The following is a 16,454-nucleotide window of genomic DNA, read 5'->3' as shown; positions in this document are numbered from 1 at the left end:
GCGCCTTCCCCCGCCAGATTGGAGCATGTCGTGGCGCTGACGCCGCAGAATAACGAAGCATTCCTGCGCGAAGTCGACGAGGAACTGCGCAAGGATCAGGCGGCGGCGCTGTGGCGGCGCTGGGGACGTGCGATCGCGATCGCGATCGTCGCCGGGCTCGCAGTGTTCGCGGGCTATCTGTTCTGGCAGCACCAGCGGCGCGAGGCTGCCGGGCGCGAGGGCGAGCAGATGCAGCTGGCGTGGGACGATCTGTCCGCTGAGCGCACGGCGAAGGCGACGCCCGCGCTGGCGCAGCTCGCCGCGTCGAAGCGCGACGGCTATCGCGCGGTGGCGTTGTTCACGCAGGCCGATCTCCTGCTGCGCAAGGACGATTTGAAGGGCGCGGCGGCCAAGTTCGCCGCGATCGCCGCCGACAATACGCTCGATCCCTCGTTCCGCGAGCTTGCCGCCGTGCGGCAGACCAATGCGGAGTTCGACACGCTGCCGCCAGAGCAGGTGATCGCCCGGCTGCGTGCGATCGCGGTTCCCGAGAACGCCTATTTCGGCAGCGCGGGTGAACTCGTCGCGCTTGCCTATCTGAAGCAGGGCAAGCGCGATCTGGCAGGCAAGCTGTTCGGGCAGATCGCGCAATCCGACCGCGTGCCCCCGTCGCTCCGTCAACGCGCGGTTCAGATGGCGGGCGTACTGGGCGTCGATGCGGTTTCGGCAGAGGCCGGCACGCTAGGAAACAAGGCGACACAATGAAGAAGTCGATTGCCGCGCCGTTCGCGATTGCGGCGCTGATGGGCCTCAGCGCCTGCGGCGTGTTCAAGGGCGGCGGGAAGAAGACGCCGACCGTCGGCAATCGCGTGCCGATCCTGGTGTCGGAGAATGCCGCCGAAGTCGATCCGTCGCTCGCCGGCGTGCAGGTCCTGCTGCCGACTGCCGAGGTGAACGCGGCGTGGACCCAGCCCGGCGGCAACGCATCAAAGACGATGGGGCATCTGGCGCTCGGCGGTTCGCCGGCGCGGCTGTGGACCGCCGCGATCGACGGCGGTTCGAACCGCCAGCGTCTCGGCGCCGCGCCGGTGATCGGCGACGGCAAGCTGTTCGTCGTCGACGTCGATGCCACTGTTCATGCCTTCACTGCCGACACCGGCGCGCCGCTGTGGAAGGCCGCGGTGTTCGAGGGCGACGAGAACAAGCCGGCGCGCTTCGGCGGCGGGGTGAGTTTCGATGACGGGCGCGTCTATGCAACCGACGGGATTGGCGATGTCGTGGCGATGAATGCCGCCGACGGCGCTGTCGTCTGGCGCTCGAAGCCGGGCGGGCCTTTGCGCGGTGCGCCGACTATCGCGAATGGCCAGATATACGTCCTGAGCCAGGACAATCAGCTTTTCGCGCTCAACCAGGCGGACGGAAAGGTCGTCTGGACCGGATCTGCCAGTGTCGAAACGCAGGGCGTATTCGGGGTCGCGGCACCGGCGGCGGCGGCGGGTACGATCGTTGCCGGTTTCTCCTCGGGTGAGCTCAACGCCTATCGCTACGAGAATGGCAGAACTTTGTGGCAGGATGCGCTGTCGCGCACCAGCATCTCGACCTCGGTATCGAGCCTTGCCGATATCGACGCGGATCCGGTGATCGCCGATGGCCGTGCCTATGCGGTGGGGCAGGGCGGACGCATGGTCGCGGTCGAGATCGCGACCGGACAGCGTTTGTGGGAGCAGAATTTCGCGAGCATCACGACGCCGTGGATCGCCGGCGAGTGGCTGTTCGTCGTCACCGATCAGGCGCAGCTCGTCTGCCTGTCGCGCGCGAACGGCAAGGTGCGCTGGATGAGCCAGCTTCGCGCCTATCGCAACGAAGAGAAGAAGAAGGCGGCCTATACGTGGTTCGGGCCGGTGCTGGCCGGCGACAGGCTGTGGCTGACCAATTCGCGCGGCGAGCTGGTCGGTGTGTCGCCCGCCGACGGCAGCGTGCAGGTGACGATCCCGGCGGCGGATGCGTTCACTCTGCCGCCGGTAGTTGCCAATCAGACGCTGTACGTGCTCGATCAGAAGGGGCGGGTGTCCGCCTACAGGTGACGCGGCGGGTGCGAGCGGGTAGGGGCGCGTGATGGCACGTCTCCCCTCCGTCGCGATCGTCGGCCGACCCAATGTCGGCAAATCCACCTTGTTCAACCGCCTCGTCGGCAAGCGCCTGGCGCTGGTCGACGATCGGCCGGGCGTGACGCGTGACCGGCGCGAGGGCGACGCACACCTGATCGGGCTCGACTTCCGCGTCGTCGACACGGCGGGCTATGAGGATCACGACGCGGCCTCGCTGCCCGGCCGGATGCGGCTGCAGACCGAGGCGGCGGTGGCGAATGCTGACGTCGCACTGTTCATGGTCGACGCGCGCGCTGGCATCGTGCCGCTCGACGAGGAGATCGCGCGCTGGCTGCGCGGATCGACGACGCCGATCGTGCTGGTCGCCAACAAGGCCGAAGGACGCGCGGGGGAACAGGGCATCCTTGAGTCACTGTCGCTTGGCTTCGGCGATCCGGTGCAACTCTCCGCCGAACATGGCGAGGGCGTCGCCGATCTGTTCGAAGCGTTGCTGCCGCATCTCGAACAGTCGACGGAGGCGGACGACGCCGATGACGAGGACGATGCCCAAGCGCCGCTGAAGCTCGCGATCGTTGGCCGTCCCAACGCCGGCAAGTCGACGCTGGTGAACCGGATGCTTGGCGAGGACCGCATGATTACCGGACCCGAGGCTGGCATCACGCGCGATTCGATTGCGATCGACTGGGCGTGGCAGGGGCGGCCGGTGCGGCTGATTGATACCGCGGGCATGCGCAAACGCGCCAAGGTGCAGGACAAGCTGGAGAAGCTGTCAGTCGCCGATGCGCTCCACGCGGTCGATTTCGCCGAAGTAGTCGTCCTGCTGCTCGACGCGACGCTGGGGCTCGAATCGCAGGATTTGCGCATCGCCGATCGCGTGCTTGAAGAAGGACGCGCGCTGATCGTCGCGCTCAACAAATGGGATGTCGCCGATGAGCCGTCGGCGCTGTTTAACGGCGTCAAGGCGGCGCTGGGCGACGGGCTGAGCCAGGTGAAGGGGGTGCCGCTGATCACCGTCTCGGCGATGACGGGCAAGGGCATCGACCAGCTGCTGGCGGCGGCGTTCGAGACGCGCGAGGCGTGGTCGCGCCGCGTGCCGACCGGCGAGCTCAACCGCTGGTTCGAGCGCGCGATCGACGCCAATCCGCCGCCGGCGCCGGGCGGCAAGCGGATCAAAATGCGCTATGTCACGCAGGTGAAGACGCGCCCGCCAAGCTTCGTCGTCTTCGGCACGCGCGTCGACCAGCTTCCCGCGAGCTACGAGCGATATCTCGTCAACTCGATGCGGCGCGACCTGGGCTTCGGCGCAGTGCCCGTGCGGCTGACGATGCGCGCGCCGAAAAACCCGTTCGGCACCTGACGGTTACTTCCTGTTTACGCCCGCAACGTAGAACAAGGCCATCACCCGCCGGCCATATGCGGCCCGATCGAGGATATGATCTGTGTCGTTCGAAGGCAGCACCCTGGTCGATTGGGCCGCCTTTACGAAGGCCCGTGCCGAGCTTGGCGCCGGCTTCGGTCGCATCCTTGGCTATTTTCGCGAGGACGGCGTGAAATCTGTCGCCGCGATCGAGGCCGCGATGCGCGCACAGAACGCGACCGCGATCGTCATCCCGGCACACACACTAAAGGGTGAAGCGCGGCAGTTCGGCGCGCTCCCACTCGCCGATCTTGCCGAGCGAATCGAAGCGTTGGCGCGTGATTGCGTCGAAACGCGCGACACGCCTGAGGCCGCGCTCGAGGATGTGGTGAAGCTGGGACCGCTGTTCGCGCAGACGCTCGCGCTGCTGGAGCGCGAGGCCAATCCGCTAACCGAACGCCGCGGGGTGACGGGATTTGGACGACGCCAGGTCTGACGACGTAGGTCCGGCAGCCGGGCCGCGTCGCCGCCGCCCGGCTCGCCGCCTCAGCCGTGCGGCTGATCCGCTTCCGAATTGAGCTGGATGTAATTGGGCAGGCCCATGCGCTCGATCATCTCGAACTGCCGCTCGAGCGTGTCGACATGCTCCTCCTCGCTGATCAGGATGCGCATGAACAAATCGCGGCTGACGAAATCGCGAACCTCCTCGCAATAGGCGACGGCGGCCTTGAGCTCGGCGACCGCCTCGATCTCCATTGCTAGATCTGCCTTCAACACCTCTTCGACGGTCTCGCCGATGCGCAAACGACCGAGCAGCTGAAAATTGGGCAAACCATCGAGAAACAGGATGCGCTCCGCCAGCCAGTCGGCGTGCTTCATCTCATCGATCGATTCGTGCCGCTCGTACTCGGCGAGCTTCTTGACGCCCCAATGCTCGAGCAGGCGATAGTGCAACCAATATTGGTTGATCGCCGTCAATTCATTCTTGAGCGTCTCGTTGAGATACTCGATGACGCGCGCGTCGCCCTTCATGTCACGATCTCCATAGTCGCGACCGTGTATCGCGTTCGTTCGCGGACGGGCAACCTAAAAGTCGCGGAAAACCGCCAAAATCGCTTGTTGCGATTGTCAGGCAGCCGCACGTTCCTGATCGATGATCGCGCGGGCGAAGGGCACGCATTGGCCACACTTCGCCTGCCGCCCGAGCGTACGGTATGCTTGGCAAGCGGTGGTCGAACCCGACCGCGCGGCTTCACGAACCTGACATTCCCGGATGGCATTGCACACGCAGACGACCATGGAACTCTCCCTCGCAACGGCGGCGTACCGCTATTGCGACCGGATCGCAAGTCTATTGCGTCTGACTCGCATCTTAGATCATCGGCGTAGACGTTGCCGGATCATACGGCTGGCGCTGCGCCATAGCCATTCGAACGGGCCGTATCGGAACCGCGCCAGCCACCACGGTGACCAGCCGAGGAGCAGCGCCCAGATTGCGAGTACGACGGGATATAGCTGCCACCGCGTAAGCATGCCGAACCATCCAAGCCCGTAGCCGCAGAAGATCCAGGCGCAGATGATGCTGGTCGCGAGATAGTTGGTGAACGCCATGCGGCCCGTCGCCGCCAACCGGGCGATGAGACGGGCGGCGACGCCGCGCTCGACGGCGAGGATGATGACGCTGGCATGCGCCAGGGCCACCCACGGGCGCAGCAGCGCGAGCTGAAGCGGCTCGGCGAGCGCGAGCGTGATCGGATCGAACCCGCGCCGGTCGATCCACCATGCGAGCAGGGCGGTGAGCGGCAGCGCAGCGCCGTAGCCGATCGCCAGCATCAACTGGTAGAATGGCGGGCGCCACCGGAAGGCGAAGAAGCCGCTGCGGAACAGCGCCATGCCGAGCAGCATCATGGCCAGCGTATCGGCAAGGGTGCCCGGGATCATCTCACGCTGCGCCTGCCACGTTGCGGCGGCGCGCGCGGGAAGCACCTGCGCCCAGCCGCCGCGATAGGTCGCGAGTTCGGCTGGTATCGATGCACGTAGATCCGCGATACCCGCCATGTATTGCGCCCAATCGGCCTGTAGCGTGGCGGACGCGCCGCTCTGCGTCGCGCGCGCTTCGAACGCGCGCGCCGCGTGGTGGTCGACGATCGCGGTAGCCACTTCGCCGAGCATCAGGATCGCGGCGATCGCGAGCAGCGTCGACAGGCGCGCTTCCCGGAAGGCGAACGCGAGCACGCCGCACAGTGCGTACAGTACCAGGATATCGCCCGACCAGATCAGATAGGCGTGCACCATGCCGATGACGAACAGGACGGCCATCCGCGCCATGTGCACGCGGAAGGGCGATTCGCCGGTCGCCTGCGCGCGCTCGGCGACCAGCAGCATCGATGCGCCGAACAGCATCGAGAACAGCCCGCGCATCTTGCCGTCCGCGACGACAAAGGTAAGCGCCCATGCCCACCAGTCCGCCCCCGTAGCCCCGCCGTAGAAGGTCGGATCGACGTAGGCGTAGCGCGGCATCGCGAAGTCGACGATGTTGAGCAGGAGGATGCCGAGAACGGCCATCCCCCGCACGGCATCGAGCGCCACGATCCGCGTCGAGCCCGCTGCGGTCATGAGCCTGGCGTTCCCGGCAGCCGATCGTCGGCAAGGTGGCGCGCGATCAGCTTGCCAGTTCGACCTCGCCCGACATCAGGCGGGGGAAGAAGCCCTCGTGCGCGGTGCGCAGCGCGTCAAGCGCGACGACGTCGTCGCGGTTCGGACGTTCGAAGATCAGTCGCTTGCCGCCGGTGCGGCCCATCGGCTCGGCCTCGACACCGGCGTCGAGCGCGGCGAGGAGGAAATCGGGCAACGCATGATCGTTGACGGTGACGATGTACACGCCCTGATCCTCGGCGAAGAAGGAGTGCGCACAGTCATAGGGCTGCTTGCGGTCGATCATCGCGCCGATGTTGCCGGCCAGTGCCATCTCGGCGAGCGTGACGGCGATGCCGCCGTCCGACACGTCGTGAACGGCGGAGAGCTGGCCCTTGTCGATCGCGCTGCGAATGAGGTCTCCGGTCGCGCGCTCCTTGGCGAGATCGACGCGCGGGGGCGGGCCTTCTTCGCGGCCGTGGATCTCGCGCAGCCAGAGCGTCTGGCCAAGATCACCGCGGCGCGTGCCGACCGCGAGGATGACGTCGCCAGTGCCCTTGAAGGCGATGGTGGCGCTCTTCCGCCAATCCGCCATTAGCCCGACGCCGCCGATCGCGGGGGTGGGAAGGATCGCGCTGCCGCCGCCGGTCGCCTTACTCTCATTGTAGAGCGAGACGTTGCCGGAGACGATCGGATAGTCGAGCGCGCGGCACGCCTGCGCCATGCCATCGAGGCAGCCGACGATCTGGCCCATGATCTCCGGGCGCTGCGGGTTGGCGAAGTTCAGGCAGTTGGTGATCGCGAGCGGCTTGGCGCCAACGGCGGCTAGGTTGCGCCAGGTCTCGGCGACGGCCTGCTTCCCGCCCTCGACCGGATCGGCGTAGCAATAGCGCGGGGTGCAATCGGTGGTGATCGCCAGCGCCTTGTCCGTCCCATGCACGCGCACCACCGCGGCGTCGCCGCCCGGGCGCTGCACGGTGTCGGCGCCGACCATGTGGTCATACTGCTCCCAGATCCAGCGGCGGCTGGCGATGTCGGGCGAGCCCATCAGGGTGACGAGATCGGCGGCGATGTCCTTGCACTCCGGCACGTTGACCAGCGCCTTGGCGGGCGGGGTGGGGACGTGCGGGCGATCGTAGAGCGGGGCCTCGTCGGCGAGCGGGGCGAGCGGGATGTCGCAGACCGTGTCGCCCTTCCACTTCAGCACCATGCGGCCGGTGTCGGTGACATGGCCGATGACGGCGAAGTCGAGTTCCCACTTGCGGAAGATCGCTTCGGCAAAGGCCTCGCGGCCCGGCTTCAGCACCATCAGCATGCGCTCCTGCGATTCGGAGAGCATCATTTCGTAGGGCGTCATGCCCTCTTCACGCTGCGGCACGTCGTCCATGATCAGTTCGATGCCGACGCCGCCCTTCGACGCCATCTCGACGCTGGAGGAGGTGAGGCCGGCGGCACCCATGTCCTGGATCGCGACGATCGCGTCGGACGCCATCAGTTCGAGGCAGGCCTCGATCAGCAGCTTCTCGGTGAAGGGATCGCCGACCTGGACGGTAGGGCGCTTTTCCTCAGCATCTTCGCCGAAATCGGCGGAGGCCATGGTGGCGCCGTGGATGCCGTCGCGGCCGGTCTTGGAGCCGACATAGACGATCGGATTGCCGATGCCGCTGGCGGCGGAATAGAAGATCTTGTCCTGATCAGCGATGCCGACGGTCATCGCGTTGACGAGGATGTTGCCGTCATAGGCGGGGTGGAAGTTCACCTCACCGCCCACCGTGGGGACGCCAACGCAATTGCCATAGCCGCCGATGCCGTGAACCACGCCCGAGATGAGGTGGCGCATCTTGGGGTGATCGGGACGGCCGAAGCGAAGCGCGTTCATGTTCGCGATGGGGCGCGCGCCCATCGTGAAGACGTCGCGCAGGATGCCGCCGACGCCCGTCGCCGCACCCTGATACGGCTCGATGTACGAGGGGTGGTTGTGCGACTCCATCTTGAAGATCGCTGCTTGCCCATCCCCGATGTCGATCACGCCAGCGTTCTCGCCGGGGCCGCAGATCACCCATGGCGCTTCGGTCGGAAGCTTCTTCAGATGGATGCGGCTCGATTTATAGCTGCAGTGCTCGGACCACATGACCGAGAAGATGCCTAGCTCGACGAGGTTCGGTTCTCGGCCGAGCGCGTGGAGGACGCGCTCGTATTCCTCGGGGGACAGGCCGTGTTCGGCGACGATCTCGGGCGTAATCGCGGTCATGCCGCGCGCGATAGCGAGCGGCGGCGCCGGTGTCACCAATCCGCGCCTGCGACGGCGCGGTGAACCGTCGCTCGCGTGGGTGGCACTACTTGCCCCTGCGGTGCCGGCGGTCCTTGATCCTGGTCAGCAGCCCCGGTCGCTTGCTCGGCGCCTCGAACATGTCCTCCGGGCCTTCGGGATCGAGGATCTCGTTGTCGGCCAGCCATTCCTCGACGCTCGAAAGATCCGGTATCTCGTAGGGGATCAGCGTCTTCCCCGATCCGCGCAGATGCTCGATCGCGCCGATCAGGCCGTGCTGCGCGATCGCGTCCGTCACCCTCGCGATATCGGTGCCGAGGTGCTCGGCGATCAGATCATCGCGGATCGCGGTGATGCGGTCGCTGTCATGCTCGATCGTCACGTCGCACTCGGTATCGAGCCGCAGCGAGCGATTGTTGAAATTAGACGATCCGACGCGAATCAGATCGTCGTCGATCACCAAAACCTTGGCGTGGACGTAGATCGACGTCCCGCCCGCGGTGACCGGATGATACATGCGCAGCCGGCCATGCACGTCCCGCCGCCGCAGCGCCTCGATTAGGCGGGCGCGTGCGGTATCCATCGCGATCGGCTCCAGCCAACCCTGCGCGCTGACCGGGTTGACGATCACGATCTCGGGACCGTCGGGCTCGTCGAGCCGGCGCGCGATCGCTTCGGCCACGCGACGGGAGGCGAAATACTGGCTCTCGGCGTAGATGTGACGCTTCGCGCGGGCGATCAGCGCGAGATACAGGTTCTCGATCTCGCGCACCGCCTCCTGCGTGCCGTGATCGGGCTGCGAGCGCGAAATAGCGACGTCGACGTCGTTGAAATCGACCGTCAGGCTCTTGGGCCAGCAATCCTGCGTCGGTGGGGGCGGCGGGACGGGCGCGCCGCCGGCGACCTCCCATCGTGCACGGCATAGCTCGCCGAGCGCCTTCGCCACGGGGCCCATCAGCGCGGTCGTCGCGTCGTGCCACGGTTTGTTGGGCCGGCCGCTGGGGGAGGTACGATGCGGATCGTCGTCGCGATGCTCGCGCGTGTCCCAGCGCTCGTCGGTCATGTCGATCCCGCCGCAGAAAGCGAGGCAATCGTCGATCACGACGATCTTCTGGTGCTGCGAGGCGCCGATCGGATGGTACGAATCGAGCTTGAGGTGGATCCGCTTGCGAGCGAAACGCCATTTCGTCAGCGTCCACAGCGTCTTGCCGCGGAACAGCGTTTTGAACGCGCCCTTGTCCCAGCGCAGGATGTAGACGTTGAGGTCGGGGCGGCGGCGGACCAGCCAGCCGATGAACTCGCCGACGGTGGTCGGCACGCCGGGCGGCTCGTTCGCCCAGGCAAGATTGATCCGCGCGTCGAAATCCCAGCCGACAAGGAAGATCTGGTGCCGCGCCCCGAGCATCGCCTCGCGCGCGACGCGGAAATAATGATCGGCATCGATGATGACCGAGGCGTGCGTCGCATGCTCGACCCGCCAGCGCGCGTTGTCGGGAATGCTCACAGGATGTCGCGGATGCGGCTGGTGGGGCGGGCGAGAACGACGCCCTTTTCGGTCGCCACCAACGGCCGTTCGATCACGCGGGGATCGGCGGCCATGGCATCGAGCGCCGCATCGTCGTCATCGACCGGTGGCGCGTCCTTGCGCATCGCTGCGCCGGGCGCGATCCCAGCACGCCCGTATAGGGCGGCGAGTTCGGCCCTGGTCGGCGGATGCTGCAGATAGTCGACGATCGTCACGTCGGCACCCGCCTCGTGCAGCAGCGCCAAAGCCTCTCGCGACTTGGAGCAGCGCGGGTTGTGCCAGATCGTTGCCTTCATGCGCCGCCCCTATAGCGTCCGCACGCGCGGACCAAGCCTTGGCAGCCGACTTCGACCGGTCCACGCCGCAAGGGCGTTCAGCATGGCGAAGGCAGCAAGTGCGGTCAGTGGCTCGGAGGCGGGCACAGGATCGAGTATTGCGGTCGGTTGCGGCGTCGCCCAGTTGATCGCCTGCACGAGCAGTAGCGCCGCGAAGAGCAGCGCGGGGGCGATCCACACTCTGCTCGAACGCGGAACGGTGCGCAGGAGGTAGTAGCCGAACGCACCCAAAGTTATCGCCAGTTCGAGCGGCATTTCGATCGCCGGATAGTCCCACAGCGCGAAGCCGTAGCGGTCGGCCCCGCCGCCGAGCGTCAGATCGGGCGCGTGGACCAGCAAGTCGAGGAACCAGTGCGACAATACGACGCCGCCGCCAAGTGCGGCAGCGAGCGCGGCGCGTCGGACGAGATACGTCACGGCGGCCCATACCAGCGCGAAGCAGCCACTGCCGATCAGACTGTGCGTGTACGGCAAATGGTAGAGGTCCATCGCGTTCATCGCCGTCGTCCCCGGCACCGCGCGCATCCGCTCGACACCGGCGAGGACGAAACCGAAGAATGCGACATCGACGAGCTGCGCGGCGAGGAACAGGCTACCCAGCCGCTGCGCGCGCGGGTGTGCAGCGGCGATCAGCGCCGGCGCGTAATGCCCGATGAACATGCGGTCGCTCCGTCAGGGACGGCCGACGCTAACCGCCCGCGCAAGCGGTGGCTAGTCATCGGTCACGCCTGCTTCGCGAGCCACCCCTCGAGCCACTTGATCGTGTAGTCGCCCTGCTGGAACTCGGGATCCTCGAGCAGCGCCTGATGCAGGGGAATGGTCGTCTTGACGCCGTCGACGACGAATTCCTCCAGCGCGCGCCGCAGCCGGCGCAGCGCGCCCTGGCGCGTCGTGCCGTAGACGATCAGCTTTGCGATCATGCTGTCGTAATAAGGCGGCACGCGATAGCCGGCATAGAGCCCCGAATCGACGCGCACGTGCATGCCACCGGGGGCGTGATACAGTTTCACGAGGCCCGGTGACGGCGCAAAGGTTCTGGGATCCTCGGCGTTGATGCGGCATTCGATCGCGTGGCCGCGGAAGACGACATCCTCCTGCCGCAGCGTCAGCGGATACCCCTCGGCGACGCGGATCTGCTCGCGCACGAGATCGAGGCCGGTGATCGCCTCGGTCACCGGATGCTCCACCTGCAGGCGGGTGTTCATCTCGATGAAGTAGAATTTGCCGTCTTCCCACAGGAACTCGATCGTGCCCGCGCCGCGATAGCCCATGTCCGCCATCGCCTTGGCGACGATGCCGCCCATCCGGTCACGCTCCTCGGGCGTGATGATCGGGGAGGGGGCTTCCTCAACCACCTTCTGGTGGCGGCGCTGGAGCGAACAGTCGCGCTCGCCGAGGTGGATCGCATTGCCGTTGCCGTCGCCGAACACCTGGAATTCGATGTGGCGGGGGTTGCCGAGATACTTTTCCATGTAGACCGTGGCGTCGCCGAATGCGGCCTTCGCCTCGCTGCCGGCCTGCGCCATCAGCGTGTCCATTTCGTCCTCCGACGGCACGACCTTCATGCCGCGCCCGCCGCCGCCCGACGCGGCCTTGATCAGCACCGGGTAACCAATGTCGTGTGCGAGGCGCTTCGCCTCTGCCGAATCGGTCAGCGCGCCGTCCGATCCGGGGACGAGCGGCAGGCCGAGCGCGCCGGCCGTGCGCTTCGCCTCCACCTTGTCGCCCATGGTGCGGATATGTTCGGGCTTCGGACCGACGAAAATCAGCCCGTGCGCCTCGACGATCTCGGCGAACTTGGCGTTCTCGCTGAGGAAGCCGTAGCCGGGGTGGATCGCGTCGGCACCCGAAATCTCCGCCGCCGAGATGATGTTGGCGATGTTGAGGTAGCTGTCGGCGGCGGACGGCGGGCCGATGCAGATCGCCTGATCGGCGAGGCGCACGTGCATCGCATCGGCATCGGCGGTGGAGTGCACCGCGACGGTCTTGATCCCCATCTCATGGCAGGCACGGTGGATGCGCAGCGCGATCTCGCCGCGATTGGCGATCAGCAGCTTCTTGATCTCGGGCATCGACTTACTCGACGACGACGAGCGGCTGATCGAATTCCACCGGCTGGCCGTTCTCGACCAGCACGGCCTTCACCGTTCCGGCATTCGGCGCGGTAATCGGGTTCATCACCTTCATCGCCTCGACGATCAGCAGCGTGTCGCCGGCCTGGACCTGGCGCCCGACGCTGACGAACGGCGGCGCGCTCGGCTCGGCGGCGAGATAGGCGGTGCCGACCATCGGTGAGCGCACGGCATTCGCATTGGAGGGCGTCGCGGCCGGCTCGGCCGTGGGTAGCGCGGCGACCGCGGTAGGGCTCGCTGCGGGCGGGGGAGGGGCTGCGTAATGCACCGGCGCGGCGGCCGCGACGCTCGCCGCCTTGCGCGCGACGCGGATGCGGCGGTCGCCGTCCTCGACCTCGATTTCGGTGAGCTGCGTCGTGTCGAGCAGCTCGGCAAGCTGGCGAACGAGATCGACGTCGACCTTCATCGCCCCATTTTCCTTTTCGGCCATTCCCGACCCTTTCCCCTGAATAGGGCGCGCGCTGTGTCAGAACCGCGCGGCGGCTTCAAGCGCGAGCAGATACGATAGCGCGCCGAAGCCCGCAATCGTTCCGCGTGCGGCACGGCCGACGTAGGAGACGTGGCGGAAGGACTCGCGGATGTGCGGGTTCGACAGATGTATCTCGATCACCGGCGTGCGTATCGCCTTGATCGCATCGTGCACCGCAATCGACGTGTGGGTGAAGGCACCGGCGTTGAGCAGCACCGCCTTCGCATCGTGTGCCTGCGCCTCGTGCAGCCAATCGACGAGATGGCCCTCATGGTTGGACTGCCGGATGTCAACCTCGAGACCCAGCTCGCGTGCGCGATCCTCGAGCTGGCCGGCGATATCGTCGAGCGTGTCGTGGCCGTATATCTCCGGCTCGCGTGTGCCGAGCAGGTTGAGGTTCGGGCCGTTCAGGACGTAGACGATGGCCAAGCGGGGGGCTCCTTGCTTGAACGGCGTCTGCGCCAAGCCTAGGTGGAAGGCAATCTGCATACCTGCCTTCGACAAAGGATGACATGCCCCATACCGACGGAACCGTATCGATCACCGTGAACGGCGCGCATCGCCGTGTCGCCGCCGGGATGACGCTGGCGCAGCTCGCCGCCGAACTCGGGCTGGTGCCCGAAAAGGTCGCCGTCGAGCGCAACATGGAAGTGGTACCGCGCTCGACGCTGGGCGAGGTTTGCGTCGAGGACGGCGACGACTTGGAGATCGTGCATTTCGTCGGCGGCGGGGATCACGCCGCCGCGATCGATGCGGATAGCTGGAGTGTCGCGGGGCACACCTTCCGATCGCGGCTGATCGTCGGGACGGGCAAGTACAAGGATTTCGCGCAGAACGCCGCCGCGCTCGAGGCGTCGGGGGCGGAAATCGTCACCGTCGCGGTGCGCCGCGTCAACGTCAGCGATCGTAATGCGCCCATGCTGACCGACTATATCGATCCCAAGCGCTTCACCTATCTGCCGAACACCGCCGGCTGTTTCACCGCGGAAGACGCGATCCGCACGCTGCGGCTGGCGCGTGAGGCGGGCGGCTGGGATTTGGTGAAGCTGGAAGTGCTCGGCGAGGCGCGTACGCTCTACCCCGACATGCGCGAGACGCTTAAGGCGACCGAGGTACTGGTGCGCGAGGGTTTCAAGCCGATGGTATATTGCGTCGACGATCCAATCGCGGCGAAGCAGCTCGAAGAGGCGGGCGCGGTCGCGATAATGCCATTGGGCGCGCCGATCGGTTCCGGGTTGGGGATTCAGAACCGCGTGACGATCCGGCTGATCGTCGAGGGCGCGAAGGTGCCGGTGCTGGTCGACGCCGGGGTGGGCACCGCGTCCGACGCAGCGGTAGCGATGGAGCTCGGCTGTGACGGCGTGCTGATGAACACCGCGATCGCCGAAGCGAAGGACCCGGTTATGATGGCCGCCGCGATGAAGGCGGCGGTTGAGGCCGGCCGACTGTCGTACCGTGCGGGCCGCATGGCGATCCGCCGCTACGCCGATCCGTCTTCGCCGCTCGCCGGCCTGATCTGAGCGCCAAAGGTCAGCCGCGCTCGGCGCGTGGCTTCCACGTGACGACGCGGTAGAGGTAGCCGACGACGATCAGCGCGGTCGTGGCGATCGCCACCGGCCCGACGTAGCGATCGAGCTGTTCGAAGCGCGAGCCGAGGAACAGCCCGGCGCCGGCGAGCACCGTGTTCCAGATCGCGCTGCCAACGAAGGTGAAGACGAGAAACTTCGCCAGCGGCATCTTGGCCATGCCTGCCGGCAGCGAGATGATCGTGCGGAAGGTGGGCATGAAGCGGAACACGAAGATTACCCAGTGACCGTGTTTGTGGAAGAAATGGTCGAGCCGTTCGACGTCTTCCCACTCCATCGTCAGCCAGCGGCCGTGTCGTTCGACGAAGGGTCGGAAGCGCGCGACGCCCATGCGCCGCCCGATTTCGTACCAGAACATGTTGCCGATCGTCGTCCCGGCCGTGCCCCAGGCGATAAGCGGGACAAGCGCCATCTGCTTGCGCGCGACCGCAATTCCGCCGAGGCCCATGATCACCTCCGACGGAATTGGTGGGATGACATTCTCGAGCGCCATCAGCAGAAAAATGCCGAAATAGCCGCCCCAGGCGATCCAATCGATGATGAGCTCGGTCATTCCCGCGCCAACGGCGGGATCAGGCAGAGCGTTCCGCCACCCGGCGTTCGATCGCGTCCCAGATCAGCCCGGCGACATCAGTTCCGTCGAACCGTTCGATCGCGACGATGCCGGTCGGCGAGGTGACGTTGATTTCGGTCAGCCACTCGCCGCCGATCACATCGATCCCGACGAATATGAGCCCGCGCTTCTTCAGTTCCGGCCCCAACGCGGCGCAGATTTCACGCTCGCGCGGCGTAAGCTCGGCCTTCTCGGCCGATCCGCCGACCGCAAGGTTGCTGCGGAACTCGCCCTCGCCGGGCAGGCGGTTGATCGCGCCCGCAACTTCGCCATCGACGAGCACGATCCGCTTGTCACCCTTGGCGACGTCGGGGAGGAACGCCTGCACCATGTGCGGCTCGCGCCACGTCTGGTTGAACACTTCCATCAGCGCGGAAAGGTTCTCGCCCTCCGGCCCCACGCGGAAAATCGCCTTGCCGCCGTTGCCGTGCAGCGGCTTCACCACGATCGCGCCGTGCTGTTTGAGGAAGGCGCGGGCTTCGTCGAGCGAGCGGGTGATCAGCGTCGGCGGCATGAAGCGCGCATAATCGAGCACGAAGACCTTCTCGGGCGCGTTGCGCACGCTCGCGGGATCGTTGACCACCAGCGTCCGGTCAGTGATCCGCTCGAGCAGGTGCGTCGCGGTGATATAGCCGAGATCGAACGGCGGATCCTGGCGCATCAGAACAACGTCCGCGTCCGCGCCGAGATCGAGGTCGATCGGATCGCCGGCCGCATAATGATCGCCGACGACGCGCTGCACCGTCACCGGCCGCGCCTTGGCCCACAGGCGGCCGTCGGACCAGTTGAGGTTATCCGCCGCATAGTGGAACAGGCGGTGACCGCGCTGCTGCGCCGACAGCATCAGCGCGAAGCTGGAATCGCCCGCGATGTTGATCGATTCGAGCGGGTCCATCTGGACAGCGACGGTCAAGGGCAAGGCGTTTCCTCCGCGACAGGCTTTGTCGTGCGGCCTAGGCGCAGGGCAGGGGAATGTCACCCGCGGGCGCGACGAGGCGGGGCCCGCCGGCGCGATCACCCGATCCAGGCATTCTCGATGTGCCGAGGCCGCGTGCCGGGGGCGAGCAGGATCACGTCGACGCGGATGTCCTCGCCTGCCGCCGCATAGCGCGGCATCAGGATCTCCGCGGCGGCAGCGACTCGGGCGAGCCGTCGCGCGTCGATCGCGAAATCGAGCTCGGCGGCGGTGGCGCGCGTTTTCACCTCGACGAAGGCGACGAGCGAACCGAGCTTGGCGACGAGATCGACTTCGCCCGCCGCGGTGCGCACGCGTTGGTCGAGGATCGTCCAGCCTTTCAGCCGCAGCCACCATGCCGCGAGGCGCTCGCCGCGACGGCCCGTCGCCTCTGCGGTGCGGCGGTCGGTGGTCGTGCGGGTCGGGCGCGGCATCGCGACAGCCTGACGATCATTGCGCGGCCGAGCAAGCGAGCTGGCGCTGGAGGTGATT

The 16,454-nt window shown here is 66.7% G+C and carries 18 protein-coding genes; 5 read left to right on the top strand and 13 right to left on the bottom strand.

The annotated features are described in order from the left end of the window. The first annotated feature begins 30 nt into the window (after positions 1-30). The 4 genes from F1C10_RS05775 (at position 31) to F1C10_RS05760 (ending at position 3,940) form a co-directional block, all read left to right on the top strand. On the top strand, positions 31-744 hold the full coding sequence (locus tag F1C10_RS05775) for a tetratricopeptide repeat protein (RefSeq protein ID WP_185209563.1): 714 nt from the start codon (positions 31-33) through the stop codon (positions 742-744). Next, positions 741-2,063 carry a PQQ-like beta-propeller repeat protein gene (locus F1C10_RS05770; RefSeq protein ID WP_185209561.1) on the top strand — a complete coding sequence of 441 codons (1,323 nt, stop codon included), beginning with the start codon at positions 741-743 and terminating at the stop codon, positions 2,061-2,063. The genes F1C10_RS05775 and F1C10_RS05770 overlap by 4 nt, the downstream gene beginning before the upstream one ends. A gap of 31 nt (positions 2,064-2,094) precedes the next feature. Continuing rightward, on the top strand, positions 2,095-3,444 hold the full coding sequence (gene der, locus F1C10_RS05765; protein ID WP_185209559.1) for a ribosome biogenesis GTPase Der: 1,350 nt from the start codon (positions 2,095-2,097) through the stop codon (positions 3,442-3,444). 82 nt (positions 3,445-3,526) lie between these two features. Then, the gene (locus F1C10_RS05760) at positions 3,527-3,940 is read left to right on the top strand and encodes an Hpt domain-containing protein (protein WP_185209557.1); all 414 of its coding nucleotides are present in this window, start codon (positions 3,527-3,529) and stop codon (positions 3,938-3,940) included. A gap of 50 nt (positions 3,941-3,990) precedes the next feature. Here F1C10_RS05760 and bfr read toward each other — a convergent pair whose 3' ends face one another. The 10 genes from bfr to aroQ all read right to left on the bottom strand — a co-directional run bounded on the left by bfr (position 3,991) and on the right by aroQ (position 13,237). Then, on the bottom strand, positions 3,991-4,476 hold the full coding sequence (bfr, locus tag F1C10_RS05755; RefSeq protein ID WP_185209555.1) for a bacterioferritin: 486 nt from the start codon (positions 4,474-4,476) through the stop codon (positions 3,991-3,993). A gap of 96 nt (positions 4,477-4,572) precedes the next feature. Beyond that, a complete protein-coding gene (locus F1C10_RS05750) occupies positions 4,573-4,743 on the bottom strand; it encodes a bacterioferritin-associated ferredoxin (RefSeq protein ID WP_185209553.1) in 171 nt (56 codons plus the stop codon). 78 nt (positions 4,744-4,821) lie between these two features. Further along, positions 4,822-6,060 carry a DUF418 domain-containing protein gene (locus tag F1C10_RS05745; RefSeq protein WP_185209551.1) on the bottom strand — a complete coding sequence of 413 codons (1,239 nt, stop codon included), beginning with the start codon at positions 6,058-6,060 and terminating at the stop codon, positions 4,822-4,824. A 46-nt stretch (positions 6,061-6,106) separates the two neighbouring features. After that, entirely contained in the window at positions 6,107-8,329 is a 2,223-nt protein-coding gene (purL, locus tag F1C10_RS05740; protein ID WP_185209549.1) for a phosphoribosylformylglycinamidine synthase subunit PurL, read from the bottom strand. Between the two features lie 85 nt (positions 8,330-8,414). Continuing rightward, positions 8,415-9,752 carry a phospholipase D-like domain-containing protein gene (locus F1C10_RS05735; RefSeq protein WP_185210097.1) on the bottom strand — a complete coding sequence of 446 codons (1,338 nt, stop codon included), beginning with the start codon at positions 9,750-9,752 and terminating at the stop codon, positions 8,415-8,417. Between the two features lie 95 nt (positions 9,753-9,847). Further along, positions 9,848-10,168, bottom strand: coding sequence for an ArsC/Spx/MgsR family protein (locus F1C10_RS05730; RefSeq protein WP_185209547.1), 321 nt, complete (start codon positions 10,166-10,168; stop codon positions 9,848-9,850). Between the two features lie 9 nt (positions 10,169-10,177). Beyond that, positions 10,178-10,867, bottom strand: a complete 690-nt coding sequence (locus tag F1C10_RS05725) for a hypothetical protein (RefSeq protein WP_185209545.1) — start codon at positions 10,865-10,867, stop codon at positions 10,178-10,180. A gap of 62 nt (positions 10,868-10,929) precedes the next feature. After that, positions 10,930-12,279: an acetyl-CoA carboxylase biotin carboxylase subunit gene (gene accC / locus F1C10_RS05720; protein ID WP_185209543.1), complete on the bottom strand. Its 1,350-nt coding sequence runs from the start codon at positions 12,277-12,279 to the stop codon at positions 10,930-10,932. A gap of 4 nt (positions 12,280-12,283) precedes the next feature. Further along, complete coding sequence (gene accB, locus F1C10_RS05715; protein ID WP_185209541.1) at positions 12,284-12,769, bottom strand: acetyl-CoA carboxylase biotin carboxyl carrier protein; 486 nt, start codon at positions 12,767-12,769, stop codon at positions 12,284-12,286. A gap of 36 nt (positions 12,770-12,805) precedes the next feature. Then, positions 12,806-13,237 carry a type II 3-dehydroquinate dehydratase gene (gene aroQ, locus F1C10_RS05710; RefSeq protein WP_185209539.1) on the bottom strand — a complete coding sequence of 144 codons (432 nt, stop codon included), beginning with the start codon at positions 13,235-13,237 and terminating at the stop codon, positions 12,806-12,808. Positions 13,238-13,320: 83 nt separating this feature from the next. On the opposite strand from aroQ, the gene thiS reads away from it, so the two are divergent. After that, positions 13,321-14,328, top strand: coding sequence for a sulfur carrier protein ThiS (gene thiS / locus F1C10_RS05705; protein WP_185209537.1), 1,008 nt, complete (start codon positions 13,321-13,323; stop codon positions 14,326-14,328). Between the two features lie 10 nt (positions 14,329-14,338). On the opposite strand, the gene F1C10_RS05700 is transcribed toward thiS, so the two are convergent. The 3 genes from F1C10_RS05700 to F1C10_RS05690 form a co-directional block, all read right to left on the bottom strand. After that, a complete protein-coding gene (locus F1C10_RS05700; protein ID WP_185209535.1) occupies positions 14,339-14,947 on the bottom strand; it encodes a DedA family protein in 609 nt (202 codons plus the stop codon). Between the two features lie 19 nt (positions 14,948-14,966). Further along, positions 14,967-15,926, bottom strand: a complete 960-nt coding sequence (gshB, locus tag F1C10_RS05695; protein ID WP_185209533.1) for a glutathione synthase — start codon at positions 15,924-15,926, stop codon at positions 14,967-14,969. 95 nt (positions 15,927-16,021) lie between these two features. Next, the gene (locus F1C10_RS05690; RefSeq protein ID WP_185209531.1) at positions 16,022-16,396 is read right to left on the bottom strand and encodes a YraN family protein; all 375 of its coding nucleotides are present in this window, start codon (positions 16,394-16,396) and stop codon (positions 16,022-16,024) included. Between the last annotated feature and the right edge of the window lie 58 nt (positions 16,397-16,454).

This window comes from Sphingomonas sp. NBWT7, assembly GCF_014217605.1.
GTDB lineage: Bacteria > Pseudomonadota > Alphaproteobacteria > Sphingomonadales > Sphingomonadaceae > Sphingomonas.
Note: the sequence above shows the minus strand (reverse complement) of the source record. Positions and strands in the feature narration are given on the sequence as shown.